Raw genomic sequence first — 23747 nt, forward strand, 5'->3', positions numbered from 1 at the left:
TAAGTCTTAGACCGCCGGCGCGGCGGGAGCCGCGGCCGGGACGGTGGCGGGAGCGGCGGCCGGGATCGCGACAGCGGCCGGAGCGGCGGCGTCAGCGACGGGGGCGGCCGCCGGCGGAGCGGTCTTGGACTGCACCCAGGCGTCAAACTCGGCCTGGGTAACGACCTTGATCTCGATGGGCATGTTGGAGTGTTCAGACCCACACAGTTCCGAGCACTGGCCGTAATAGGTTCCGACCTTTTCGGCCTTGAACCAGGTTTCGTTCAGGCGGCCGGGGATGGCGTCGGTCTTCAGGCCAAAGGCCGGCAGGGCGAAGGCGTGGATCACGTCGGCGGCTGTGACCTGCACACGGACCACCTGATTGACCGGAACGACCAGCGGCTTGTCTGCGGCCAGCAGGTAAGGAACCTTTTTGGCGACAGCTTCGGCCTGGGTCAGCGGCAGGGAGATTTCCTCGCTGATCTTCTGGTCGGGATATTCATAGCCCCAGTACCACTGGTAGCCCGTGGCCTTCACCGTCATGTACGGCTTGGGCATGTCGTTATAGGCGAACAGCAGCCGGAACGAGAAGATCGCGATCACCATCAGGATGATCACCGGAACCACCGTCCAGACGATCTCGATGGTGGTGTTGTGGCTGAACTTGGCCGGGATCGGGTTGGCCTTCTTGTTGTAGCGGATCGCGATCCAGATGATCAGACCCAGCACGAACAAGGTGATGATCGTGATGATCGGCATCAGGATCACGTCGTGGAACCAGATCGCCTCGTGCTTCAGCGACGAAGCGGCGGGCTGAAGATCGATCGCCCCCGGGGTCGGCTGACCCATCAAGTCCTGCGCCAGGGCCTGCCCCGCGAAAACCGTCATGGCGGCGAGGGCGCTAGCGCCCGTCAGAACCCGCCGAAACCCCTGAAATTGCGCCTTCATATCCCTCACGGCCCGTTTCAGCGCCTATTTGACGTCGATCATTTGACCTTGATCAACGTCACGTCGCGCCGACATGCACATTACAGTCAGGCTCGCGGTATCGCGCAATCGACTCCAGATAATGAGTCGCGGTCGCGCCCCGCCCAACTGACCATTCTGTTGGCTGCATACGCGCATCGCCAGCGGTTGCCAAGCGCCTGAAACCCCCGGGAAACCCTCCTTGGCAACGGTTCGGGCATCCAGCTGCGAACAGCTTTCAATAACCCCGGCCGCAGGCCTCCGGATCATTACGTAACGTTCATTGACAGGTACCTTGCACCGCTCAGTACCTTGCCGTAGAAGAGTGCATCAACCGAGGCGAGGACCAAGTGCCGGAAGCCATTGAAATACAACTGAAGAAAGGCGTGCTGGCGCTCTGTGTGCTGGCCCTGCTGTCGAAGGCCGACAGCTATGCCTACGAGATCGCCAGCAAGCTCGCGAAGGACATCGATATGGGGGAGGGAACAATCTATCCGCTGATGCGCCGCATGCAGTCGGACGGCCTGGTGGAGACCTATCTGGTCGAATCCCAGAGCGGCCCGCCGCGCAAATATTACCGCCTGACGTCGGCTGGCCGCGCCAGCTTCACGCAGCAGAAGACCGAATGGGCCGCCTTCACCACGGCCGTTGAAGACATCCTGGGAGCCGCCGCATGACCCGTATCGAGTTCATGTCCCGGCTGCGCCGCGGTCTGGCCGGTCTGCCCGCCACCACGATCGCCGACATCGTCGCCGATCACGAGGCGCACTTCGCCGACGCCATGGCCGAAGGCCGCAGCGAGGCCGAAGCCGCCGCCGCCCTGGGCGACCCCGACCGTCTGGCCCGCGAACTGCGCGCCGATGCGGGCCTGAAGCGCTGGGAAGAGGCCAAGAACCCCGCTGCAGCCGGCGCGGCGATCATCGCCCTGATCGGCCTGGGGGCGATCGACATCATGTTCCTGCTGCCCATGCTGATGGGCGTGCTGGCGGCGCTGTTCGGTTTCCTGGTCGCCGTGGTCGCCCTGTTCGTCTCGGGCGGCTTCGTGTTCGCCATGGGACCATTAGCCGCGCCTCCGGGCGGGCCGCTGACGGCCTTGCTGGCCGGTGTGGGCCTGATGGCCGGCGCCACCTTCCTGGGCGCCCTGCTCACCATCGTCACGGTGGGCCTCTTCAACGCGGTCGTCTGGTACGGCCGCCTGCACTTCCGGCTGCTCAAGCCGGCCATCGAAAACCAAGGCTGAGGGGCCCGTCATGATCCGTAATGCGCTCATCATCGGCGGAGCCAGCTTCGTGCTGATGCTCGGCAGCTTCGCCGGCGTCGCCGCCCTGGCCGGTCCGGTCATTCTCAAGGACGGCTGGACCATTCCCTTCGACCATGTCGGCGACGGCGAGTTCCGGAGCCGTCATGTCGATATCAGCGGCGCGAAGGCCTCGCCGATCGTCTCGCGCCAGCTGGCCTGGACCAGCGAGACGCTGACGATCGACCTGCCCATCGACGTGACCTATGTGCAGGGTCCGGTCGCCGGGGTCGAGATCCGGGGCCCCAGGGCCGTCGTCGATCGCCTGCGTGTCGAGGAAGGCCGCATCAGCCTGACCGACGGCGACGGCGATCACTACGACCTCAATGCCGACAGCCTGACCATCGACCGCAACGGCATCCGCTTTCACAGCAACGCCGATCAGACGCGGATCATCGTCACCGCCCCCAACGTCAGCAGCTTCACGCTGGACGGCTCGGGCGATCTGGCGATCCAGGGCTACAATCAACCGGCCCTGACCCTGGCGCTGAATGGCAGCGGCGACATCAACGCCTCCGGCCAGACCACGGGCCTGGTCGTGGCCACGGCGGGATCGGGCGACGCCGAGCTCGACGACCTGCAGGCGCTGAACGCCGATATCGCCCTCTCCGGCAGCGGCGACGCCGATATCTCGACCAGCAACACGGTCAAGATCGCCATCTCGGGCAGCGGCGACGTCAGCCTGCGCCGCCAACCCGTCAGCGAAACCAGCACGATCAGCGGTTCGGGTTCGGTGCATCACAACTACTAACGACAAGGGGGCGGGGTGACGGAACGGCTTCGAACGCTTACCTGTAGGCGCATGAACGCTCCGATCTCCGCCCCCTCCCTGCTTGACGCCGCCGGCGTCGATCCCGACCGCGCCCGCAAGATCCTGGGCGAGGCCCTGGCCGGCGCCGATGATGGCGAGCTCTTTATCGAGCGCTCCGAGAGCGAGGCCTTCGTCTTCGACGACGGCCGCCTGAAAAGCGCCTCCTATGATTCGGGCGAGGGTTTCGGCCTTCGCGTCGTGGCCGGCGAGACCGCCGGCTACGCCCACGCCGCCGAGATTTCCGAGGCCGCCCTCGGCCGGGCCGCCGCCTCGGCCAGCCTCGCCAAGCGCGGCTATGCCGGCGTCAGCGCCGAAGGGCCCCGTTCGACCAACGAGCGGCTGTACGGCGAAGACGATCCCCTCGCCTCACCCGCCTTTTCCGACAAGATTTCGCTCCTGCAGGAAATCGACGCCTTCGCCCGGGCCCGCGATCCGCGCGTCGTCCAGGTGATGGCCTCGATGGCCGGCGAGCGCCGGGTGATCGAGATCCTGCGCGCCGACGGCAAGCTGGTGCGCGACGTCCGCCCGCTGGTCCGTGTCAATGTGCAGGTCACCGTCGAGAAGGACGGCAAGCGCGAGAGCGGCTCGTCAGGGGCCGGCGGTCGCGCCGGCTTTTCGGCCTGGATCAGCCCCGACCGCTGGCAGCATCAGGTCGACGAGGCCCTGCGCCAGGCCCTGGTCAATCTGGACGCCATCCCCTGCCCCGCCGGCGAGATGGACGTGGTCCTGGGCTGCGGCTGGAACGGCATCCTGCTGCACGAGGCCGTCGGCCACGGCCTGGAAGGCGACTTCAACCGCAAGGGCATTTCCGCCTTTTCCGGCCGGATCGGCGAGCGGGTGGCGGCCAAGGGCGTCACCGTGTTCGACGACGGTTCGCTGCCGGGCCGTCGCGGCTCGCTGACCATCGACGACGAGGGCACGCCGACCGAGCGCACCATCCTGATCGAGGACGGCATTCTGGTCGGCTACATGCACGACCGCATGAGCGCCCGGCTGATGGGCATGCAGGCCACCGGCAATGGTCGCCGCCAGTCCTATGCTCACATGCCTCTGCCGCGCATGACCAATACCGGCATGCTGGCGGGCAAGGACGATCCGGCCGAGATGATTGCCTCGATGAAGCGCGGCCTCTACTGCGCCAATTTCGGCGGCGGCCAGGTGGACATCACCAACGGCAAGTTCGTCTTCCAGTGCACCGAGGCCTATCTGGTCGAGGACGGTAAGATCACCGCCCCGGTCAAGGGCGCCACACTGATCGGCGACGGCCCCAGCGCCCTGACCCGCGTGACCATGATCGGCAACGATTTCGACTTCGACCCCGGCATCGGCGTCTGCGGCAAGTCGGGCCAGGGCGTGCCGGTCGGCGTCGGCCAGCCGTCGCTGAAGATCACCGGCCTGACGGTGGGCGGCACAGCGGTTTAGGGAACAGATCAAAACCCTTGTCATCCTGGAAGCCTCGCAGAGGCTGTCCGGGACACAGGGCAGCCGCAGTGCATCGGTCCCTGGGTCCTGCTCTCCGCTTCGCTTGGACCGGGATGACAAGGGTTTTGGCATGGCGTGACCGCTCACGAAGAGCCCAACAAAAAAGGCCCCGGATCGCTCCGGGGCCTTTCGTGTTTGCAGAGCCCCTAGTGGATCTTCGTGGCGCTATCCACGGGCGCGGCGTCGGTGTCGTCCGAGCCGTGCGACCACTTCTTCAGCCATGGGGACAGGACCAGGAACAGCACCCCGATGCCGATGGCGATCAGGCCGATGACGTTGAACACCTCCAGCGAGGTGGCCAGGGCGGCGGCGGGATCCAGCACCTGGCCGCCGACGGTTTCGGTGGTGGTCAGTCCGGCGATCATGCCGCCGATATACTGGGCGATGGCCACGGCCAGGAACCAGACGGCCATCATGAACGACACCACGGTGGGCGGCGACAGCTTGGTCATCTGCGACAGGCCGACGGGCGACATGCACAGCTCGCCCGTGGTGTGCAGCATGTACATCACCACCAGGAACACCAACGGCAGGCGGAAGGCCCCGTCGGCGAAGGTGGCGCCGATCTGCAGCACCAGAAAGCCCGCCCCGACCTGGATCAGGGCCAGGCCGAACTTGACCACGGGGTTCAGGTCACGGCCGCGCTTGCCCAGCCAGGTCCACAGGAAGGCGAAGACCGGGGCGAAGATCAGGATCCAGCCGGCGTTCAGGGCCTGGGTCTGGGGCGCGTTGAAGCTGGTGTTGATCCAGAAGGTCGAGGCCTTGTCGATGCCGGCCGCGACCAGTTGCTCGGAGGTGGCCAGCGTGACCGCGCCGCCGAACCACTGGACCGGGGCCTGGACCAGATCGAGCTGGACATTGGTGGCCGCGAACAGGCTGAGCGACGAGCCGGCCTGCTCGAACAGGGTCCAGAACACCACCGCGCCGAAGATCAGGAACACGGCCAGGGCCAGGCGTTCACGCTCTTCCTTGCCGCACTTGGCGAACATGAACCACAGGATGTAGCCCAGCGAGGCGGCGATGCCCGCGATCAGGGCCGCGCCGACCACGGGGTTGCGCTGCACCAGGAAGAAGACGCCGACCACGCCGACCAGCGACAGGGCGTAGATCACCATCTCGCGGTCGATGGGGCCGACCACCTTGGCCTTCAGGGCCTTGGGTTCCGGCGGCTCGCCCTTGCCCATCAGCAGCGGCTTGCCCAGCACGAAGACGACGAAGCCGGCCAGCATGCCGATCCCGGCCAGGCCAAAGCCCGCCCACCAGCCGACCGTGACGCCCAGCAGGCCGCACAGGATCGAGGCCCAGAACGAACCCAGATTGATGCCGTAATAATAGAGGGTGAAGCCCGGATCGCGGCGCGGATCGCCCTGCGGATACAGCTGCCCGACGATGGTCGAGATGTTGGGCTTGAGGAAGCCGACGCCGACGATGATCAGCGACAGGGCCAGCCAGAAGATGTTGAGGTACAGCGGGTCGCGACCCTTCACGTCCAGCTTGTAATCAGCCTTGGCCAGAACGGCCGGCAGCGGCGCGTCGGCGGGCAGGCCCTTGACCTCAAAATCACCGGTCTTGGTGGCGGCGACGTCATAGGGTTTGCCGGCGACGACCAGCTTGGCGATCAGTTGCTGTCCCCGGCCCTCGGCCTGGAACTCGTAGGTCGCGCCCTGATAGGTCAGGGTCTGGACGGCGGGCTTGCCCTCGATGGCCATGGTCAGATGGCCGGCCACCAGCAGAATCGCGCCGAACGCGACCGCCTTGCGGGTGCCCAGATACTTGTCGGCCAGGAAGCCGCCAATCAGCGGCAGCAGGTAGACCAGCGAAGTGTAGGAGCCGTAGTGGGCCGAGGCGGCCTTGGGTTCAAAGAGGAAGTGCTGGGTGAGATAGAAGATCAGGATAGCCCGCATGCCGTAATAGGAGAAACGCTCCCACATCTCGGCAAAGAACAGGATGAGCAGCCCCTTTGGGTGCTGTCGGAGAAGCTGGATGAGCACGGGAATGCCGGTCACAAGGGTGACCAGGATGCCCAGGGCGATAACGATGTTCATACACTAACCTTGACGTGATGAGGGGTCGGGGCGGCCGTTACGGTCGTTTCACCCTCGCCTCCCCCAGTTCGCGGGGAGAAGATCACGCGACAATGCGTTTAACAAGCAATGGCTTGCCAGCCGGTAGCCGAGTTCGCGTCTCGGGCGTTAAGCAAGCACGCCCATTCCACGCGCGGGAGAAAACCGATGAAGACGCCTGACGAGAGCCATCCGATCACGATCGAGCGCGAACCGGCGCGCGTGCGCGTGCTGTTCGAGGGCCACGAGATCGCCGACAGCGGCGACGTGGTCGTGCTGCGCGAGGCCGGCTATCCGCCGGTGCGCTATTTTCCGCGCGAAGACGTGCGGATGATGTTCCTGCGCCGCACCGACAAGGTGACGCACTGTCCCTACAAGGGCGCTGCGGCCTATTTCTCGATCTATCGCGACGGCAAGCTGATCGACAACGCCGTGTGGTCCTACGAGGACCCCTATCCCGCTGTCGGCGGGATCGGCGGCCGCTTGGCCTTCTATCCGCAACATGTCGAGTTCGAGACCGGGGCCCATACCGCCGCCGAGACCGAGTCTCTGGATATCGCCGAGGTCGTCCGCCACACCGACAGCGGTTCGGGCGCCAGCCAGGCCGAGCGCTGGGCGCCGACCGTCGATGGTCCGGACGGCGAGCCCGCGAAGCCTTCGCCACCATTGGGATAGAATTATATAAACTGAGGCAATTGAGGTTGAATTACCCTTTTGCTCCAGGAGACTTTACTCAAAGAAGGTAAAAGATTCCATCCCGGCCGCTGGCATGGGGCGCTTTGACGCGTTACGCCTGTCCTCGAACCACCGTAAGGATTGGTTAAGCGTCCAGGGCGTTGCATGGCTCCGACGTGATCGCATTGAGCCTCCAACAGAGAGGCGATGGAGGAAGCCGTGGCCTATATCAGCTTTGAACAGGCGCCGTCCGTCAGCGCCGCTCGCAAGATCGCCGCGCCGCGCCTGGCCTGGGGCCGCATCGCGATGGTCGGCTGCAGCCTGGCCTTCTGGGTCGGCTTGGCGTTCGCGATCCGCTCGATCCTCTAGAGCATTTTCCGACGAAGTGGACGCCGGTTCGTCGTTAGAAAATGCGTTAAAACAAAAGACTAGAGCATTTCACCGATCCATTTGGATCGAAAAATGCTCTAGGCCTCAGGCGGGGCGCCGGGCTCTCAGGGCCTGGGCGATCGTGCCGTCATCCAGCCAGTCCAGATCGCCGCCGACCGGGACCCCACGCGCCAGCATCGTCACCGAGACGCCTGAATTCGAATGGGCCAGGCGATCGGCCAGATAGTGCGCCGTGGTCTGGCCATCCACCGTGGCCGGCAGGGCCAGGATCACCTCGACCACCTCGCCGCCCGCCACCCGCGCCAGAAGCTCGCCGATTCGCAGCGCCTCGGGTCCAATCCCGTCCAGAGCCGACAACAGGCCGCCCAGCACGTGATAGCGGCCCTTGAACTGACCGCCGCGCTCCATGGCCCAAAGCGAGCCGACCTCCTCGACCACGCAGATCAGCCGGCCGTCGCGCGTCTCATCGGCGCACACGGCGCAGGGCTCGGTGGTGTCCAGAGAACCGCAGACCGAGCAGGTGCGCACCTTGGCCTGGGCGTCGACCATGGCCGCCGTCAGCGGAGCCAGCAGCGTGTCGCGCTTCTTGAGCAGCGCCAGCGCCGCCCGCCGGCCCGAACGCGGCCCAAGCCCCGGCAGCTTGGACAGCAGGGCGATCAGGCGCTCGATCTCGGGTCCGGCGGAAGCGGCCATTCTTTTCCTTGAAAATCCCCTTCCAACGGAAGGGGTGGTCCTAGAACTTCATGCCCGGCAGACCGCCCATCATCCCGGCCATCGGGCCGGCGGCGTCCTGCATCAGCTGGGCCTGGGTAGTATCGAGCTTTCTCTTGGCGTCGGCGTGCGCGGCCACGATCAGGTCCTCGATGACCTCGCCTTCGCCCGGCGCGACCAGGCTTTCGTCGATCCTGACCTTGGCCAGTTCGCCCGTGCCCTTCAGCGTGACCGTGACCATGCCGCCGCCCGAGGCGCCCTCGATCAGGGTCTCGGCCAGCCGCGCCTGGGCGTCGGCCAGTTTCTGCTGCATCTCCTGAGCCTGCTTCATCAGGCCGCCGAGGTCTTTCATGGTCTGCTCCGTCTCAAAAACACGCTCCCTTTGATAGGGAAGGGAGAAATCAGTCCTCGACCTCGTCCGGCTCGATCGGCGCCAGTTCGGGGCCAGGGATCTTGCGGACCTCAAGCTCCGAGCCCGGAAAGGCGCTGAGCAGGGCGGCCACGAAGGGGTCGGCCTTGATCTGGGCCATCGCCTCGCGGTCCTCGCGCTTCTGGCGCTCCATCAGGGTCTCGGCCCCGCCGCCGCCCTCGGCGGCGACCAGCCAGGGCTGGCCGGTCCATTCCTTCAGGGCCCGCACCAGACGTCCGGCCAGATTGCCGGGCGCGCCGGGGGCGGCCTCATAGGTGATGGCGCCCGGCCGGAAGCTGATCGGACGGACAAATTGCTCGACATCCAGCCGCAGGCCGATGTCGCGCTTGGCGGCGATCAGGGCCAGCACATCGTCGAACGAGGCCAGCACCGGCATGGCCTGGGCCGCCGGCGAGGCCATCGAAACAATCTGGGCGCTGGCGCCGCCGGAGCCGCCGCCGCCGCCGCCCGACGAGCCGCCGCCGGGCGCGCCGCCGACGGAGGTCCCGTCGCGCATCGCTTTCAGGGCTTCTTCGGGACCGGGCAGATCGGCAGCATAGCACAGGCGGATCAGGGCCATCTCGGCGGCGGCCATGGCGTCGGGCGCGCGGCGCACCTCGTCATGGGCCTTCAGCAGCATCTGCCATAGCCGCGACAGCGTGCCGGCCGAGGTATGGGCGCCGATAGCGGCCAGACGCGCGGCCTGCTCCTTGGGCAGGGTCAGGGCGTCGGGCCCCAGGGCCTTGGCCACGGCCGAGCCGTGGCAATGGTCCAGCAGGTCCAGCATCACCACCGCCGGATCGGCGCCGAAACCCCACAGGGCGCGGAAGCCTTCCAGGGCGTCGGCGGGCTTGCCGCTCATCACGGCCTCGAACAGGGCGATGGTCTGGCCGCGATCGGCCAGGCCCAGCATGTCGCGGATCACGGCGGCCGAGACGGTGGCCCCACGATCGGCCTGGACGATGGCCTGGTCGAGAAGGGACAGGCCATCGCGCACCGAACCCTCGGCGGCCCGGGCGATCAGGGCCAGGCCGTCGGCGTCGACCCGCGCGCCCTCCTTGGCGGCGATCCTGTCGAAGTGCTTGACCAGCACGTCCGGCTCGACCCGGCGCAGGTCGAAGCGCTGGGTGCGCGACAGGATGGTCACCGGCACCTTGCGGATCTCGGTGGTGGCGAAGATGAACTTGGCGTGCGGCGGCGGCTCTTCCAGCGTCTTGAGCAGGGCGTTGAACGCCGCCGTCGACAGCATGTGCACTTCGTCGATGATGTAGACCTTGTAGCGCGCCTCGACCGGGGCGTAGCGCACCCCGTCCAGCAGTTCGCGCATCTCGTCGACCTTGGTGCGCGAGGCGGCGTCCAGTTCCAGGACGTCCATGTGCCGGCCTTCGATGATCGAGCGGCAGTGATAGCCGTCGACCGTCAGATCGACAGAAGGCTGATGGACGCTGTCGCTCTCGTAGTTGAGGGCGCGGGCCAGCAGGCGGGCGGTCGTGGTCTTGCCCACCCCCCGCACGCCGGTCAGCATGAAAGCGTGGGCGATGCGGCCGCTGGAGAAGGCGTTGGCCAGGGTGCGGACCATGGCCTCCTGGCCGATCAGGTCCTCGAAGTTGCGCGGCCGATACTTGCGGGCCAGCACGGTATAGGCCGCATCCGGATCGCTCGGGGCTTCGACAGCGACCGGCCGCGGCGCGGCGGCGACCGCAGCGGCCGGGGGCTCAACCGGCGGCGCGCCGAAGATGTCGGCGGTATTGGCGTCCCGCTCGGCGGGCTCTTCTTCCCATGGCGGCGCGGAATCGGCTGTGAGGTCGTCGTGGTCGGCCATGGCGACAACTCTAGTGCGCCAGAGCGCCCAGCAAAAGGCTCGGTAGAGCCCGGCGGCGATCTGCTGACAGATTTAAGGGAAAAGGTGGAGACCGGCGGACGACCCGAAGCTTGGCTCGTTGTGGCTGCTGCCTCTCGGCCCTGACCAGATTGGCGAGGGCTCCGCCCGTCACCGATCTCCGAGGCCTATATCGCGACTCATGACGGACGATGCAAGTCCGTGCGACGTCGTGACGACTCTTCTCGGCTGGGCTACAGAAATCTTATGGCCCTTTCGATCATCACCAACACCTTCGCCGGCAACCCTTTGGACCGCTCAAGCGAGCGACGCAGCGATCTGTCCTGGCTGGCTGAAAAGCTGGCCGATCCCGGCTCGCTGGCCGTGGCGGTGTGGAACGGCAAGCCCCTGGTCGAGGACGTGCTGGGCGAGGACGGCCAGCCGACCGGGGCCCAGATCGCCTATCTGCGCGCCGACATGGCCCAGGAGCTGGCCGGCGGAGACGAAAAGCTGCTGTTCCTGGGCCTGTGGAAGGACATCGCGGTGTTCGCCGTCGACCTGGACGGCAATGCCGATCCGGCCGAAGGGCCGCTGAAGGGTCTGGGCCGCTTCGAGGAACTGCGCGGGATCGCCGCCTCGATGCCGCAGGCCGACGCCGGCATCCTGGCCACCGCCCGCTCGATGTTCGAATGGCGCCGCCGCCATCGCTGGTGCAGCGCCTGCGGCCAGCCCTCGGGGGTCGGTGACGGCGGCTGGAAGCGCATCTGCCCCGCCTGCAAGGCCGAGCATTTCCCGCGCACCGACCCGGTGGCGATCATGCTGGCGGTGCACGAAGACAAATGCCTGCTGGGCCGCCAGGCCCTGTGGCCGCCCGGCATGTTCTCGGCCCTGGCCGGCTTCCTGGAGCCCGGCGAGACCATCGAGGAGGCCTGCGCCCGCGAACTGATGGAAGAGGCCGGCCTGACGGCCACCTCGGTGCGCTACCACTCCAGCCAGCCCTGGCCGTGGCCCTCGTCGCTGATGATGGGCCTGATCGCCCAGGTCGACAGCGCCGACGCCAGGCCTGACCAGACCGAGCTGGAAGAGGTGCGCTGGTTCACCAAGGAAGAAGCCGGGGCGCTGATCAAGGGCGAACTGGACGGCGTGTTCGCCCCGCCGGCCCTGGCGATCGCCCATCAGCTGATCAAGGCGTGGGTGGAGGAGGCTTAGGGGCCACTCGCCCCCTCCTGGCTGCTTCGCAGCCGTCCTCCCCCGGAGGGGGAAGACGCTCTCATCTGCCCCCTACGGGGGCGGACGACCTGCGAAGCAGGTCAGGTGGGGGCAAGTGATCGCCCCATCCGCCCCTACCTAAACGGCGGCTCGTCAAACGCCCGCAGTTTGCGCGAGTGCAGGTTCGCGCCCTCGTCCAGCAGCAGCTTGCAGGTCAGGATGCCGATCTGCAGGTGCTGGCTGATCGCCCGCTCATAGAAGGCGTTGGCCTGGCCCGGCAGCTTGATCTCGCCGTGCAGCGGCTTGTCGGACACGCACAGCAGCGTCCCGTAGGGTACGCGGAAGCGATAGCCCTGGGCGGCGATGGTGGCCGACTCCATGTCGATCGCCACGGCGCGGCTCTGGTTGAAGCGCAGGGCCGACAGGCTGTGGCGAAGCTCCCAGTTGCGGTCGTCGGTGGTGACCACCGTGCCGGTGCGCAGGCGCTTCTTCAGTTGGTCGCCGCTGTCGCCGCTGATGGCTTTCGAGGCGTCATACAGGGCGCGCTGCACCTCGGCGATCGACGGCACCGGGATTTCCGGCGGCAGCACGGCGTCCAGCACGTGGTCGTCGCGCAGATAGGCGTGGGCCAGCACATAGTCGCCGATGGTCTGGGTGTCGCGTAGGCCGCCACAGTGGCCGATCATCAGCCAGGCCTGGGGACGCAGCACGGCCAGGTGGTCGCAGATCGTCTTGGCGTTGGACGGGCCGACGCCGATATTGACCAGGGTGATGCCCGTGCCGCCCTTGCCCATCAGGTGGTAGGCCGGCATCTGGTGCTTGCGCCAGGTCGACTCGGCCACCGCCAGGTCGGGATTGGCGGTGTCGGCGGTGATCATCAGCCCGCCCGAGCACGACAGGCCCTCATAGCGCGTGCCCGGCTCCGCCAACTGCTCAATGCCCCAGCGGACGAACTCGTCGACATAGCGGTGATAGTTGGTGAACAGGATGAACTGCTGCACGTGCTCGGCCGGGGCGCCGGTGTAGTGCTTCAGGCGGGCCAGCGAGAAGTCGGTGCGCAGGCCGTCGAACAGGGCCAGCGGCCGGGTCTCTTCCAGGGCCGCGTCCCAGACGCCGTCGGCGATCTCGTCGCCGATGAAGGCCAGGTCGGTCGTCGGGAAGAACCGCGCGATGTCTTCTGAGCGCACATCGGCCTGGTTGAGGTCGATGCTGGCGTCCAGCACATAGGGATAGGGGATCTCCTGACGCGAGCGATCGACCTCGATCTCGACGTCGAAGTCGTTGAGCAGCAGGGTCAGTTGCTCGACCAGATAGTCCTTGAACTGATTGGGCTTGGTGACCGTGGTCGCATACACCCCGGGACGGCTGACCCGGGCATAGGACCGCGCCAGCTTGGGCGGCAGGGCCTCGGGATCATAGATCAGACGCAGCTCGGGATAGGCGAAGGTCCCGTCGAAACGCTGCTGCGGATCAGGCCGCGCGCCGGTTTCGAGATAGGCCTTGAGGGCGGTCCGGAGGGCGCCCACGGCGCGCTCGTATTCCTGATTCAGCTGTTCAACGACAGCGATTGCTTTTTCTTGGTTTGACATGGGCTCTTATAGCGATGTTTCGCGACATTGGCGAGACTGCCCCCTTCGCAGGCGCGAAGGGCATGGACGAACCCGCGCGCGTCGGCCACAAGGACGGACATGCTCAAGACTGAGGCGGGCCATGGCGGGTTCATGCTCGCGGTTCGTCGGACAGGTCAGAGCTGAAAAGACTGCTCGCGCCGTGCGGCGCGGCGCCCGAGGGGAGCTTCATGAACAAGCGTTTCGCCTATCTGATCATCGCGTCCATGGTCCTTGGGGTCACGGTGGGCTGGGCCTGCAACCAGTTCCTTGATCCGGTCGCCGCCAAGGCCGCAGCCGGCAATCTGTCGATCATCACCGACATCTTCCTACGCCTGATCAAGATGATCATCGCCCCGCTGGTCTTCACGACCCTGGTGGCCGGCGTCGCGCACATGGAAGACGCCGCCGCCGTCGGCCGCATCGGCGCCAAGACCATGACCTGGTTCATCGGCGCCTCAGCCGTGTCCCTGGTGCTGGGCCTGCTGATGGTTCACCTGCTGGATCCGGGCGCGGGCCTGAACATGGCCCACATGGACATCGTCGGCGCCAAGACGACGGCCACCACCGAGGCCTTCACCCTCAAGGGCTTCATCACCCATCTGGTGCCGACCTCGATCTTCGACGCCATGGCCAAGAACGAGATCCTGCAGATCGTCGTCTTCTCGCTGTTCGTCGGCACCGCCGTCGCGGCCCTCGACGACAAGGCGCCCAGGGTTCTGGAGCTGGTCGAGCAGGCCGCCCAGATCATGCTGAAGGTCACGAGCTTTGTCATGAAGCTGGCCCCGCTGGCCATCTTCGCGGCCCTGGCCTCGACCATCGCCACCCAGGGCCTGGGCATGCTGGCCACCTATGGCAAGTTCGTGCTCGGCTTCTACCTGACCATGGGCGTGCTGTGGGCGCTGCTGTTCCTGGCCGGCGCCGCCGTGCTGGGCAAGCGGGTGATCCCGCTGTTTGGCGTGATCCGCGACCCCACCCTGCTGGCCTTCTCGACCGCCAGTTCCGAAGCCGCCTATCCGCGCATCCTCGACAGCCTGCCCAAGGTGGGCGTGCGCCGCCGCATCGTCAGCTTCGTGCTGCCGCTGGGCTATTCGTTCAATCTCGACGGCTCGATGCTGTACTGCACTTTCGCCACCATGTTCATCATGCAGGCGCACGGGGTGGAGCTGACCGTGGCCCAGCAGATCTTCATGCTGCTGCTGCTGATGGTGACGTCCAAGGGCATCGCCGGCGTGCCGCGCGCCTCGCTGGTGGTGATCATGGCCACCCTCACCTATTTCGGCCTGCCGGAAGCCTGGATCGCTCTGGTCCTGGGCGTCGACCACCTGCTGGACATGGGCCGCTCGGCCACCAACGTGGTCGGCAACAGCGTCGCCGCCGCCGTGGTCGCCAAATGGGAAGGCGAACTGGACGACATGCCCGAAGACGACGCCGAACCGGCCAAGGCCTGATCCTCGCGCCAAACCGGCCCTATCGACACGACAGACGGCCCGCCTCGCACCCCGAGGCGGGCCGTTTCCGTTAGGCGGCGCAGCCCTATTCAGTAATTACTGCACAAGGCCGTTGACATGGGACCGCCGAAGCCCAATCTTCAGGTCAGGGGGCTGATTAGGATGACAAAAATGCGCAAGATCATGCCTGTCACTCGCGCCGGCATCATGGCCCTGACGGCCGCCGGCCTGCTCGCCTCGACGGCCCACGCCCAGACCAGCGCTCCGGCGCAAGCCAAGCCACGCCCGCCCTGCTTCTCGCTGTCAGACTGGCATGGCTGGAGCTCGCCACGCCGCGACGTGCTGTACATGAAGATCCGCAACAAGGACGTCTATCGCCTGGACCTGACCAGCGGCTCCAACCAGCTGGGCTCGGCCGGCACGCATATCGTCAGTGTGGTGCGCGGCAGCGACCGGGTCTGCCATCCCATCGATCTGGACCTGCGGGTCTCCGACGGCATGGGCTTCGCCATGCCCATCCGCGCCAAGACCATCACCAAGCTGACGCCCGAGGAAATCGCGGCGATCCCCAAGAAGGACCGGCCCTAGCCTCTAGGAAGCGGCCGCCGCCTTGATCAGCGCCACCACCATGGCGTTGGCCGGCGTGGCGATGCCGTGCCGGGCGCCGCGACGCACGATCACGCCGTTGCGGGCGTCCAGCTCCATCGGCCGTCCCGCCAGGCGGTCGGCGTGCAGCGAATTGACCGAGTCCGGCGCCGCGCCGCGATAGCCGGCGATCACCGCGTCGGGCAGGTCGTCAGGCAGGTCCGCGCCCTCGGCCCGGCCCACGGCCACGCATTCGGCCACCAGGGTCCGCATCACCTGGGCCGCGCCCTCGTCATGGGCCAGGCTCGCCGGCTTCAGCACCAGGGCGTTGACCGCCCCGGCGCAGTTGAGGGCCAGCTTCTTCCACGCCTGCGTCGTGAAGTCCGCCGTGGTCGAGACCGCGATGGGCGTGTGGGCGAACAGGACCACAAAGGCGCGGCCGGCCGCGTTGTCCGGAACCTGGATCCAGCCGTCGCGGCGCTGCAGGATGCGGCCCGGCGCACTGCGCTCGGCGGGGATGTCGACCACCGCCGGCACGATGCGCTCGGCCGGCAGGCGATCCAGGAACGGCTCGACATGCTCGACCCCGTTGCGCAGCACGGCCAGCCGGGTTTCGGGACCCACCAGGGCGTCCAGCCAGCCCTGCGCCGAAGCGGTGTCATAGGTCTTGGTGGCGATCAGCACCCAGTCGACGGGACGGGCCTTGGCCGGATCGGTCAGCACCGTGGGGGCGGCCGTGATCACCCCAGCGGGCGTTTGGACTTCCAGGCCGTCGAACGGGGTGCGAGCGCAGACCGTGACCGACAGGGCCGGACTCTGGGCCAGCCACGCGGCGATGGTCCCACCGACCGCGCCGGGTCCGATCAGGGCGATGGTGGTCATGGCGGCGACTCCAAAACGAAAACGCCGCCCTGATAGAGGGCGGCGTTTCCTACGTCACGTTGCGAAAAATCACTCCGCCGGCAGCGACGGCTCCGAACGCTTGGCCATCAGCTGTTCGAAGCTGGACCACACGCCTTCGCCGCCATGCCATTGGCCACGGGTCGCGGCCTTGGAATATTCGGTGGAGCGCGCCTCGAAGAAGTTGGCGTGCTCGACGCCGCTCAGCAGCGACTGCAGCCACGGCAGCGGGTTTTCCTTGATGCCATAGACTTCCGGCAGCTGTAGCTGTCGCAGGCGCCAGTCGGCGATGAAGCGGATATATTGCTTGATGTCTTCCGGGGTCATGCCCTGGACCTCGCCGGCTTCGAAGGCCAGGTCGATGAACTTGTCCTCCAGGGCCACCACGGTCTTGCAGCAGTCGACGATGTCGTCGGCCACGGCCTTGGTCACCGCGCCGGTCTCGGCGTTGAAGGCGTGGTACAGCTTGATGATGCCTTCGCAGTGCAGGCTCTCGTCGCGGATCGACCACGACACGATCTGCCCCATGCCCTTCATCTTGTTGAAGCGCGGGAAGTTCATCAGCATCGCAAAGCTGGCGAACAGCTGCAGGCCCTCGGTGAAGCCGCCAAACATCGCCAGGGTGCGGGCGATGTCGGCATTGGTCTCGACGCCGAACTTCTGCATGAAGTCGTGCTTGTCGCGCATGGCCTCATATTCGAGGAAGGCCCCGAACTCGCTTTCCGGCATGCCGATCGTCTCGAGCAGCAGGGCGTAGGCCGCGATATGGATGGTCTCCATATTGGCGAACGACGACAGCATCATCTTCACTTCGGTGGGTTTGAACACCCGGCCGTAGCGCTCCATGTAGTTGTCGGCGACCTCGATATCGGCCTGGGTAAAGAAGCGGAAGATCTGCGTCAGCAGGTTCCGTTCCTTGTCATTGAGCTTGACGGCCCAGTCCTTGAGGTCCTCGCCCAGCGGCACCTCTTCGGGCATCCAGTGGACCTGCTGCTGCTTCTTCCAGAACTCGTGAGCCCACGGATAGCGGAAGGGTTTGTAGGCTGCCGAAGGCGTCAGAAGGCCAGGAAGGGTGATAAGCTTGGCGGACATCGGCAGCGGCTCCAGGGACGGGCGGACACGAATCGGACGGACGAGTTAGGCTCTCTTCGTACCGCAGCCAACAGGTTCATCTAGTGGTCAGTTGGTCGCAGCACACAACATGTTGTGGGTAGATTGCTAATCGATGGTTAACGCAGCATACACCATTTACGGCGCGCTTGGCTCGGGTTCCGTGCCTGTCGAAGCCACTTTGACCCTGCTGGGGCAGCCCTACGCGGTCATAGAGGCGCCGACCTGGGAAGGCGAGTCGCAGCAGGCCAAGGTGGCCGTGGTCAACCCGCTGAAACAGATCCCGGCCCTGGTCACCCCGGCCGGCGAGACGATCACCGAGAGCGCCGCCATGCTGATCTGGCTGGCCGACCGTCACCCGCAGGCGGGCCTGTCCCCCGCCTTGGACGCGCCGGAGCGCGCGCAGTTCCTGCGCTGGATGACCTTCATCCCGGCCTCGATCTACAGCCTGTTCTGGGTGCGCGATGATCCCTCGCGGCTGGTCGGCGACGACGCGGCGATGCAGGCCCGGGTCAAGGCCGCCACCGCCGACCGCATCGCCGACTGCTGGGCGATGATGGAGAGCCAGCTGACGCCCGGCCGCTACCTGCTGGGCGACCAGATGACCGTGCTCGACCTCTATGTCGCCGTCGTCAGCCGCTGGGGGCCTCGGCGCGTGCGGTTCTATGAGGCCGCGCCGCGGATGGCGGAGGTGGTCCGGCGGGTGGACGCCGATCCGCGACTGGCGGGGTTCTGGGCGGAGCGGTTTCCGTTTTTTGACGGGTGGGAGCGGTTGGGGCAGCAGGGGTGAGAACGTATTGGAGAGCCCCTCGACTGACGGCTCATCCGCCCAATTTTGCCGCGCGACAAAACCCACAGGATCAGATAGCGAAATATAAAACCTATGGGAGAAACCGCTCGTGTCAACCAAAGCACTTCGGCGACTGATACAGCGCATCGATGACTATGGTGCCGACCTCGAGTTATGCGACTTGTTGACTCGAAAGTTCAGGCCAGGAAGAAACACCGAAATATCTATTTCCGAATTTCTTGGATCCGACAACTTGGCGCATCCATTTTTGGGAAGACGTACAAATAATTTCAGCAATAGAAACACCGTTGGCTCCCATCTTCGACACACACTATATGTTGCGTTTATAAAAGATATATTCGAGGATTTTTCAGAATATCTCTCTCTAACCATGACGCGCGCGGCCCAAAAGGGCATTGATCCGAAGAGGTTCGTTGGGGAAGTGAAGCTTGACCTGCACGCATCGGAATTTCTAGCTGCGGGTAATTGGGATGCCGGAGTGAAGTTGGTTTCAGACGCCATTTTTCGGAAGCTTGAGAATGAGCGGAACACACGAGACCTCATTCAGAAGGCAAGCGATCGCCTCGGCCTTAACGTCGATGCTCAAGCACTAAATCAAGCCATGCCTTATCTCGATGCTCGCCATCTGCTAGTGCATGCCGACGGTCGTATAGACCAGAAATATCGGCGTGATTACCCTACCGTTCGACTGCGAAACGATAAGATCGTAGTCGATTTCGCATTCGCGTCAGAAGCCCGCCAGAACATCACCGCTCTAGCGAACGAGATCGACCGAGGAATCATCGCCTTAGATCTCGTTCGGCCGCAGGACATGCATGGCCAACAGCGCGTCAACCCGATGTGACTAACAATGCGCCTAAGCCTAAAATCCATATGTGCCGAGGTCGACTTTGACTGATCACGACCCGACCGCCCCGGTCGGGTGCGATCCCTAAATCTCTTGGAGGCTGCAGCGTGCAGGGCTGTTCGGGTTGGTCAAGGACCGCCCTCCGGGCGGCCGCCGCGCGGCGGCGCTGCGCGCCGTCCTTGAGCAACCCGAACAGCCCTGCGATCGTCTCGCCGTGAGATTAAGGGAGGGCTCCTTCTCCGGGGAGAAGGACGTCAGCAAGCCCCACCCCTTCTCCCCTTGTGGGGGAAGGGGTCCCCGGCGAAGGGCGGGGTCGGATGAGGGGTCGCACCGCCCCATCCGGACAGGTCTTTCAACCCCTCATCCGTCGGTTGCGCCGACACCTTCTTCCGCAAGGGGAGAAGGAAACCCGCCCTTTACGCCGCCAACCTTCACCGCTAGAAACCCCGCCGATGCACATCGCCGCGACCACTATTATGACCCCAAAAACGACCCGCTTCGGTGGGGCGTCTTCGGGTCTGTGCGCGATCTAGTCCGCATCCCGAACTCAGCCCCGCCGATGCGCGGGGCGGCTCTCATCTTCCAGAGATCCTGACAGCTCCCCGCGCCTCCGCACTTTCCAGGAGACGTACCCCCGTGAGCTTCAAGTTTTCCAGATCCAATCCCCCGCATGTCGGCGTCGTCGGCGCCACCGGCCTGGTCGGCGGCATGATGCGCGAGCTGCTGGCGGAGCGGAACTTCCCGCTGGCCTCACTGCGCCTGTTCGCCTCGCCCCGCTCGGCGGGCACGAAGATCGCGTTCCAGGGCCGCGAGATCACCGTCGAGAACGCCGAAACGGCCGACTTCGCGGGTCTGGACCTGGTGTTCTTCTCGGCTGGCGGCGACACCTCGCGCGACCTGGCCCCGAAGGCCGCCGCGGCCGGGGCGATCGTGATCGACAACTCCTCGGCCTGGCGCAGCGATCCCGACGTGCCGCTGGTGGTGTCGGAGGTCAATCCGCACGCCCTGAACCATATCCCCAAGGGCATCGTGGCCAATCCCAACTGCACCACCATGGCCGCCATGCCGGCCCTGAAGCCGCTGCACGAGGCCGCCGGCCTCAAGCGCCTGACGGTCAGCACCTATCAGGCCGCCTCGGGCGGCGGGGTGGCCGGCATCGAGGTGCTGGCCAAGCAGTTGGCCGCCGGCGCCAAGGGCGATGTGGCGGGCCTGGCCCTGAGCGGCGACGCCGTCGCCCTGCCCCCGCCCGAGAAGTGGGCCGTGCCCCTGGCCTATAACGTGGTGCCGCTGAACTACGTGCTGGCCGAGGACGGCTACACCGAGGAAGAGCTGAAGCTGCGCGACGAGACCCGCAAGATCCTCGAGATCCCAGGCCTGCCGGTGTCGGCTACCTGCGTGCGCGTGCCGGTGTTCACCGGCCATTCGCTGTCGATCAACGCCGAGTTCGAGCGGCCGATCTCGTTGGAGCAGGCCACGGCCCTGCTGGCCGCCGCGCCGGGCGTGGTGCTGGACGATGTGCCCAACCCGCTGGCCGCGACGGGCCAGGATCCGGTGTTCGTGGGCCGCATCCGACCCGACCCGACCGTGGCCCACGGCCTGGCGCTGTTTGTCACCGGCGACAACCTGCGCAAGGGCGCGGCCCTGAACGCCGTGCAGATCGCCGAGGTGATGCTGGACCAATAGACGCCCGGCTCCCGTCATCCCGGAGCGGCGTGGTCGCCCGGGATGACCTCAGGCCGAGATCGCGTGCAGCTCGGCCGCATGCGCCCGCAGCCAGGCCCTGTGCGGGGCGGGATCGCCCACCAGCCGCTCGCACAGCGCCCAGAACCTGGGCCCGTGATTGGCCTCGACCAGGTGCGCACATTCGTGGGCGGCGACATAGTCGGCCACTGCCGCCGGAGCAAGGATCAGGCGCCAGCTGTAGCGGATGGCGGCCGGCGTTCCAGGCCGCGCCGCCCGGCACGAGCCCCAGCGCGCCTTGGGGTCGGCCACCGCCACCGACGGCATAGGCCGGCCCAGGGCCTGGGCGTGGATGGCGGTGCGGTCGGTCAGCACGGTCAGGGCCTCGCGCTTGGCCAGCCGCAGCACCTTAAGCCCCCAGTTGGCGTCGTCGGGCGCGACCAGCCGATCGCCGTCGATGCGCGCCCGACCGGGGCCGACCTCGAGCCTGTAAGCCCTGTCGTAGAGCCGCAGGATTCCGCCCGGCGCGACGCTGATCCGCCCTGGCAGGGCGGCCAGTTGACCGGCGATCCAGGCGGACTTTTCGTGGGCGAAGGCGACGGCTTCGGAGAGACGGCGCGGATTGGGGGCCAGGGCCACCACTTCAGACCTGGCGCGATCGACCCGCAGCGAAATGCGCCGGGCCCGTCCGTCGACCTTCAGCCGCACGGGGCAGCCGGCCACGTCCAGCCGGTCGCCGTCGGAGAAGCGCTGAGCAGCGGTAAACAGACCCATGCCCCTACATCGCGGTTGCGCGGGCGGGATGCAAGGTCGGTGCGTGATGCTCGCCCTTGCCCCATTCATCCGTCTTTCCCGCCCTCGTGGCGGGAACCCCTCGTGCCGCCGCAGGTGCGGGAGGGGCGAAGCGCGCGCACTTCGCTTGCGCCTCACGTGTCAGCTGAAACAGGGGTTCCCGCCACAAGGGCGGGAATGACGGAGCTTAAAATTGAGCGCTGTCGAAAAGCCTCAGGCCTCGTCGGGGAAGTTGGGATCGCTCTTGCGGATGAACGCCCGCACGCGCGGATAGATCTCCTCGCGGAACCGGCGACCGTTGAAGACACCATAGTGACCGACGCCGGGTTGGACGTAGTCGGTCTTCATGTCGTCGGGCAGGTTGGGCGTCAGGCCGTGGGCGGCCTGGGTCTGGCCGATGCCCGAGATGTCGTCGTTCTCGCCCTCGACCGTCATCAGGCCGATGTCGGTGATCAGGTCGGGCCGCACCAGCTTGCCGCGATGCATCAGCTCGCCCTTGGGCAGCAGGTGCTGCTGGAAGACGATGTCGATGGTCTGCAGGTAGAACTCTTCGGTCAGGTCCAGGACCGACAGGTACTCGTTGTAGAATTCCAGGTGCTTGTCGGCGCTGTCGCCGTCGCCCTTCACCAGGTCCTGGAAGTAGCGCTTGTGGGCTTCCTGGTGCTTGGCCTTGTTCATGCTCATGAAGCTGGCCAGCTGAACGAAGCCCGGATAGACCCGCCGGCCCGCGCCCACATAGGGCGGCGGCACGGTGTAGATCATGTTGGACTGGAACCAGGCGAAGGGCTTTTCCTCGGCCAGGTTGTTGGTCACGGTCGGCGACAGGCGCGCATCGATCGGCGAGCCCATGAAGGTCATGCTGGCCGGACGCGAAGGGTGATTGTCGGCGGCCATCAGGGCGGCGGCGGCGAGGACCGGCGGGCCGGGCTGGCAGACGGCCACGACATTGGGGCGCGGCCCCAGCACGGCCAGCATCTGGATGATGTGATCGATATAGTCGTGGAAGTCGAACCGGCCTTCCAGCATCGAGACTTCGCGGGCATTGACCCAGTCGACGATGAACACCGCGTGGTCGGGCAGGAAGGCCTCGACCGTGCCCCGCAGCAGCGTCGCGTAGTGTCCCGAGAGGGGCGCGACGATCAGCACGGCGGGATCGAGGCTGAACTTCCCGGCCCGGCGCATGTCGGCCATGTCGCGGTCGAACTGGATGACGCGGGCCCAGGGGCTTTCCCAGACCACGGTGGGACGCACCCGCACATCGACCTGGCCGACCTTGATGGTGTCGATGTTCCAGGCCGGCTTTCCGTATCGCCGCGTGACGTTCGAGAACAGGTCGGCGCCGGCGTGCATGCGGCGGCCAAGGTCGGTGTTGGCGGCGGGGTTTAGCGGCGAGCCCCAGAAATCGCGCGCGACGCGGGCCGCTTCGCGCAGGGGGGAGGAGGCGTAATAGGCCGCTTCATGAAGGGCGTAGAGCATGGCGCATCCGATATGTTGCGCCGCAGCATAGCATGGCGAAACCTAAGAAAGTCCAACGAAGATGCGCGCCCGCCCGGGATCAGCCCTCGCGCATGGCGTCGTTGATGCGGCGGGCGATATCTTCCGGCGGCAGGTTGTAGGGGATCACGGTGCGGAAGCGGCCCTTGGGGTCCATCAGATAGATCGCCGTCGAGTGGTCGATCGTGTAGCCGGGACCGTCGCCGACCTTGGTGTAATAGACGCGATAAGCCTTGGCCGCCGCCGCGACCTGCTCAGGCGTTCCCGTCAGGCCAAGCGTCGACTTGGGCACGTAGTCGGCCGTCAGATAGGCCTTCATCTGCTTCACGTCGTCGCGGCCCGGATCGACCGAGACGAAGACGATCCGCAGGTCTTCGGCCTTCTTCGGACCCAGGATGTCGGTGGCCGCCGCCAGGCCCTGCAGGGTGCCGGGGCAGACGTCGGGGCAATAGGTGAAGCCGAAAAACACCGCGCTCCACTTGCCCTTCAGGGCCTTTTCAGTGGTCGGAGCGCCGTTCTGGTCGACCAGTTGGAAGGGTCCGCCCACCGCAGCAGGGCCGCCTGCCGACTTGAACACGCCCCCCCGGAAGGCCAGGCCCGTGGCGAAAATCGCGGCGATGACACAGGCCAGAATCAGGATGATGCGGTGACGAGGCATG

The 23747-nt window shown here is 66.2% G+C and carries 23 protein-coding genes, 1 other RNA gene and 1 pseudogene; 13 read left to right on the forward strand and 12 right to left on the reverse strand.

The features are described from left to right. Window positions 1-6 precede the first annotated feature (6 nt). Window positions 7-927: a cytochrome c oxidase subunit II gene (gene coxB / locus ACW17Z_RS09095; protein WP_492058409.1), complete on the reverse strand. Its 921-nt coding sequence runs from the start codon at window positions 925-927 to the stop codon at window positions 7-9. A 368-nt stretch (window positions 928-1295) separates the two neighbouring features. On the opposite strand from coxB, the gene ACW17Z_RS09100 reads away from it, so the two are divergent. Genes ACW17Z_RS09100 through tldD form a run of 4 tightly spaced genes read left to right on the forward strand, consistent with a single transcriptional unit; the run spans window position 1296 to window position 4475 of the window. Further along, window positions 1296-1622: a PadR family transcriptional regulator gene (locus ACW17Z_RS09100; RefSeq protein ID WP_419319730.1), complete on the forward strand. Its 327-nt coding sequence runs from the start codon at window positions 1296-1298 to the stop codon at window positions 1620-1622. Beyond that, window positions 1619-2185 carry a DUF1700 domain-containing protein gene (locus tag ACW17Z_RS09105; RefSeq protein WP_419319729.1) on the forward strand — a complete coding sequence of 189 codons (567 nt, stop codon included), beginning with the start codon at window positions 1619-1621 and terminating at the stop codon, window positions 2183-2185. The genes ACW17Z_RS09100 and ACW17Z_RS09105 overlap by 4 nt, the downstream gene beginning before the upstream one ends. A gap of 10 nt (window positions 2186-2195) precedes the next feature. Continuing rightward, window positions 2196-2993 (forward strand): GIN domain-containing protein, encoded by a 798-nt coding sequence (locus ACW17Z_RS09110; protein ID WP_492058410.1) that lies wholly within the window; start codon window positions 2196-2198, stop codon window positions 2991-2993. Window positions 2994-3044: 51 nt separating this feature from the next. Next, window positions 3045-4475 carry a metalloprotease TldD gene (tldD, locus tag ACW17Z_RS09115; RefSeq protein ID WP_492058411.1) on the forward strand — a complete coding sequence of 477 codons (1431 nt, stop codon included), beginning with the start codon at window positions 3045-3047 and terminating at the stop codon, window positions 4473-4475. 206 nt (window positions 4476-4681) lie between these two features. On the opposite strand, the gene ACW17Z_RS09120 is transcribed toward tldD, so the two are convergent. Continuing rightward, window positions 4682-6580 (reverse strand): peptide MFS transporter, encoded by a 1899-nt coding sequence (locus ACW17Z_RS09120; RefSeq protein WP_492058412.1) that lies wholly within the window; start codon window positions 6578-6580, stop codon window positions 4682-4684. A 186-nt stretch (window positions 6581-6766) separates the two neighbouring features. Here ACW17Z_RS09120 and ACW17Z_RS09125 point away from each other — a divergent pair, with 186 nt between their 5' ends. After that, window positions 6767-7273, forward strand: a complete 507-nt coding sequence (locus ACW17Z_RS09125) for a DUF427 domain-containing protein (RefSeq protein WP_492058413.1) — start codon at window positions 6767-6769, stop codon at window positions 7271-7273. Window positions 7274-7492: 219 nt separating this feature from the next. After that, the gene (locus ACW17Z_RS09130) at window positions 7493-7642 is read left to right on the forward strand and encodes a hypothetical protein (protein WP_492058414.1); all 150 of its coding nucleotides are present in this window, start codon (window positions 7493-7495) and stop codon (window positions 7640-7642) included. 105 nt (window positions 7643-7747) lie between these two features. On the opposite strand, the gene recR is transcribed toward ACW17Z_RS09130, so the two are convergent. From recR to ffs, 4 genes are all read right to left on the reverse strand, one after another. Beyond that, window positions 7748-8356, reverse strand: a complete 609-nt coding sequence (recR, locus tag ACW17Z_RS09135) for a recombination mediator RecR (RefSeq protein ID WP_492058415.1) — start codon at window positions 8354-8356, stop codon at window positions 7748-7750. A gap of 40 nt (window positions 8357-8396) precedes the next feature. Further along, window positions 8397-8726, reverse strand: coding sequence for a YbaB/EbfC family nucleoid-associated protein (locus ACW17Z_RS09140; protein WP_492058416.1), 330 nt, complete (start codon window positions 8724-8726; stop codon window positions 8397-8399). Window positions 8727-8775: 49 nt separating this feature from the next. Further along, on the reverse strand, window positions 8776-10605 hold the full coding sequence (locus ACW17Z_RS09145; protein ID WP_492058417.1) for a DNA polymerase III subunit gamma/tau: 1830 nt from the start codon (window positions 10603-10605) through the stop codon (window positions 8776-8778). An 86-nt stretch (window positions 10606-10691) separates the two neighbouring features. Then, window positions 10692-10782, reverse strand: an RNA gene (ffs, locus tag ACW17Z_RS09150) — signal recognition particle sRNA small type. 87 nt (window positions 10783-10869) lie between these two features. Here ffs and nudC point away from each other — a divergent pair. Continuing rightward, a complete protein-coding gene (gene nudC / locus ACW17Z_RS09155; protein WP_492058418.1) occupies window positions 10870-11811 on the forward strand; it encodes an NAD(+) diphosphatase in 942 nt (313 codons plus the stop codon). A gap of 134 nt (window positions 11812-11945) precedes the next feature. On the opposite strand, the gene ACW17Z_RS09160 is transcribed toward nudC, so the two are convergent. After that, complete coding sequence (locus ACW17Z_RS09160; protein ID WP_419319719.1) at window positions 11946-13400, reverse strand: AMP nucleosidase; 1455 nt, start codon at window positions 13398-13400, stop codon at window positions 11946-11948. Window positions 13401-13609: 209 nt separating this feature from the next. Between ACW17Z_RS09160 and ACW17Z_RS09165 the strand changes: the two genes are divergently transcribed. Further along, window positions 13610-14869, forward strand: coding sequence for a dicarboxylate/amino acid:cation symporter (locus ACW17Z_RS09165; protein ID WP_492058419.1), 1260 nt, complete (start codon window positions 13610-13612; stop codon window positions 14867-14869). 171 nt (window positions 14870-15040) lie between these two features. After that, window positions 15041-15457 (forward strand): DUF6491 family protein, encoded by a 417-nt coding sequence (locus ACW17Z_RS09170; protein ID WP_419319716.1) that lies wholly within the window; start codon window positions 15041-15043, stop codon window positions 15455-15457. 3 nt (window positions 15458-15460) lie between these two features. Here the strand turns inward: ACW17Z_RS09170 and ACW17Z_RS09175 are convergent, their stop codons facing one another. Continuing rightward, window positions 15461-16336 (reverse strand): 2-dehydropantoate 2-reductase, encoded by an 876-nt coding sequence (locus ACW17Z_RS09175; RefSeq protein WP_492058420.1) that lies wholly within the window; start codon window positions 16334-16336, stop codon window positions 15461-15463. Window positions 16337-16405: 69 nt separating this feature from the next. Next, a complete protein-coding gene (locus ACW17Z_RS09180; RefSeq protein ID WP_419319712.1) occupies window positions 16406-17446 on the reverse strand; it encodes a ribonucleotide-diphosphate reductase subunit beta in 1041 nt (346 codons plus the stop codon). Between the two features lie 133 nt (window positions 17447-17579). On the opposite strand from ACW17Z_RS09180, the gene ACW17Z_RS09185 reads away from it, so the two are divergent. The 3 genes from ACW17Z_RS09185 to ACW17Z_RS09195 all read left to right on the forward strand — a co-directional run bounded on the left by ACW17Z_RS09185 (window position 17580) and on the right by ACW17Z_RS09195 (window position 20805). Next, window positions 17580-18254 (forward strand): glutathione S-transferase family protein, encoded by a 675-nt coding sequence (locus ACW17Z_RS09185; protein WP_492058421.1) that lies wholly within the window; start codon window positions 17580-17582, stop codon window positions 18252-18254. Window positions 18255-18363: 109 nt separating this feature from the next. After that, window positions 18364-19119, forward strand: a complete 756-nt coding sequence (locus ACW17Z_RS09190; RefSeq protein ID WP_492058422.1) for a hypothetical protein — start codon at window positions 18364-18366, stop codon at window positions 19117-19119. Window positions 19120-19758: 639 nt separating this feature from the next. Further along, complete coding sequence (locus ACW17Z_RS09195; protein ID WP_492058423.1) at window positions 19759-20805, forward strand: aspartate-semialdehyde dehydrogenase; 1047 nt, start codon at window positions 19759-19761, stop codon at window positions 20803-20805. 48 nt (window positions 20806-20853) lie between these two features. Here the strand turns inward: ACW17Z_RS09195 and ACW17Z_RS09200 are convergent, their stop codons facing one another. After that, complete coding sequence (locus tag ACW17Z_RS09200) at window positions 20854-21576, reverse strand: M48 family metallopeptidase (RefSeq protein WP_492058424.1); 723 nt, start codon at window positions 21574-21576, stop codon at window positions 20854-20856. Between the two features lie 39 nt (window positions 21577-21615). Here ACW17Z_RS09200 and ACW17Z_RS09205 point away from each other — a divergent pair. Further along, a pseudogene (locus ACW17Z_RS09205) lies at window positions 21616-21777 on the forward strand (hypothetical protein); the annotation flags it as partial. 30 nt (window positions 21778-21807) lie between these two features. Here the strand turns inward: ACW17Z_RS09205 and ACW17Z_RS09210 are convergent. Both ACW17Z_RS09210 and ACW17Z_RS09215 read right to left on the reverse strand, forming a co-directional pair. Next, the gene (locus tag ACW17Z_RS09210) at window positions 21808-23070 is read right to left on the reverse strand and encodes a polyhydroxyalkanoate depolymerase (protein WP_492058425.1); all 1263 of its coding nucleotides are present in this window, start codon (window positions 23068-23070) and stop codon (window positions 21808-21810) included. A gap of 79 nt (window positions 23071-23149) precedes the next feature. Then, the gene (locus tag ACW17Z_RS09215) at window positions 23150-23746 is read right to left on the reverse strand and encodes an SCO family protein (RefSeq protein ID WP_492058426.1); all 597 of its coding nucleotides are present in this window, start codon (window positions 23744-23746) and stop codon (window positions 23150-23152) included. Window position 23747: the final 1 nt, after the last annotated feature.

The organism is Caulobacter sp. GSs2, from assembly GCF_058680895.1.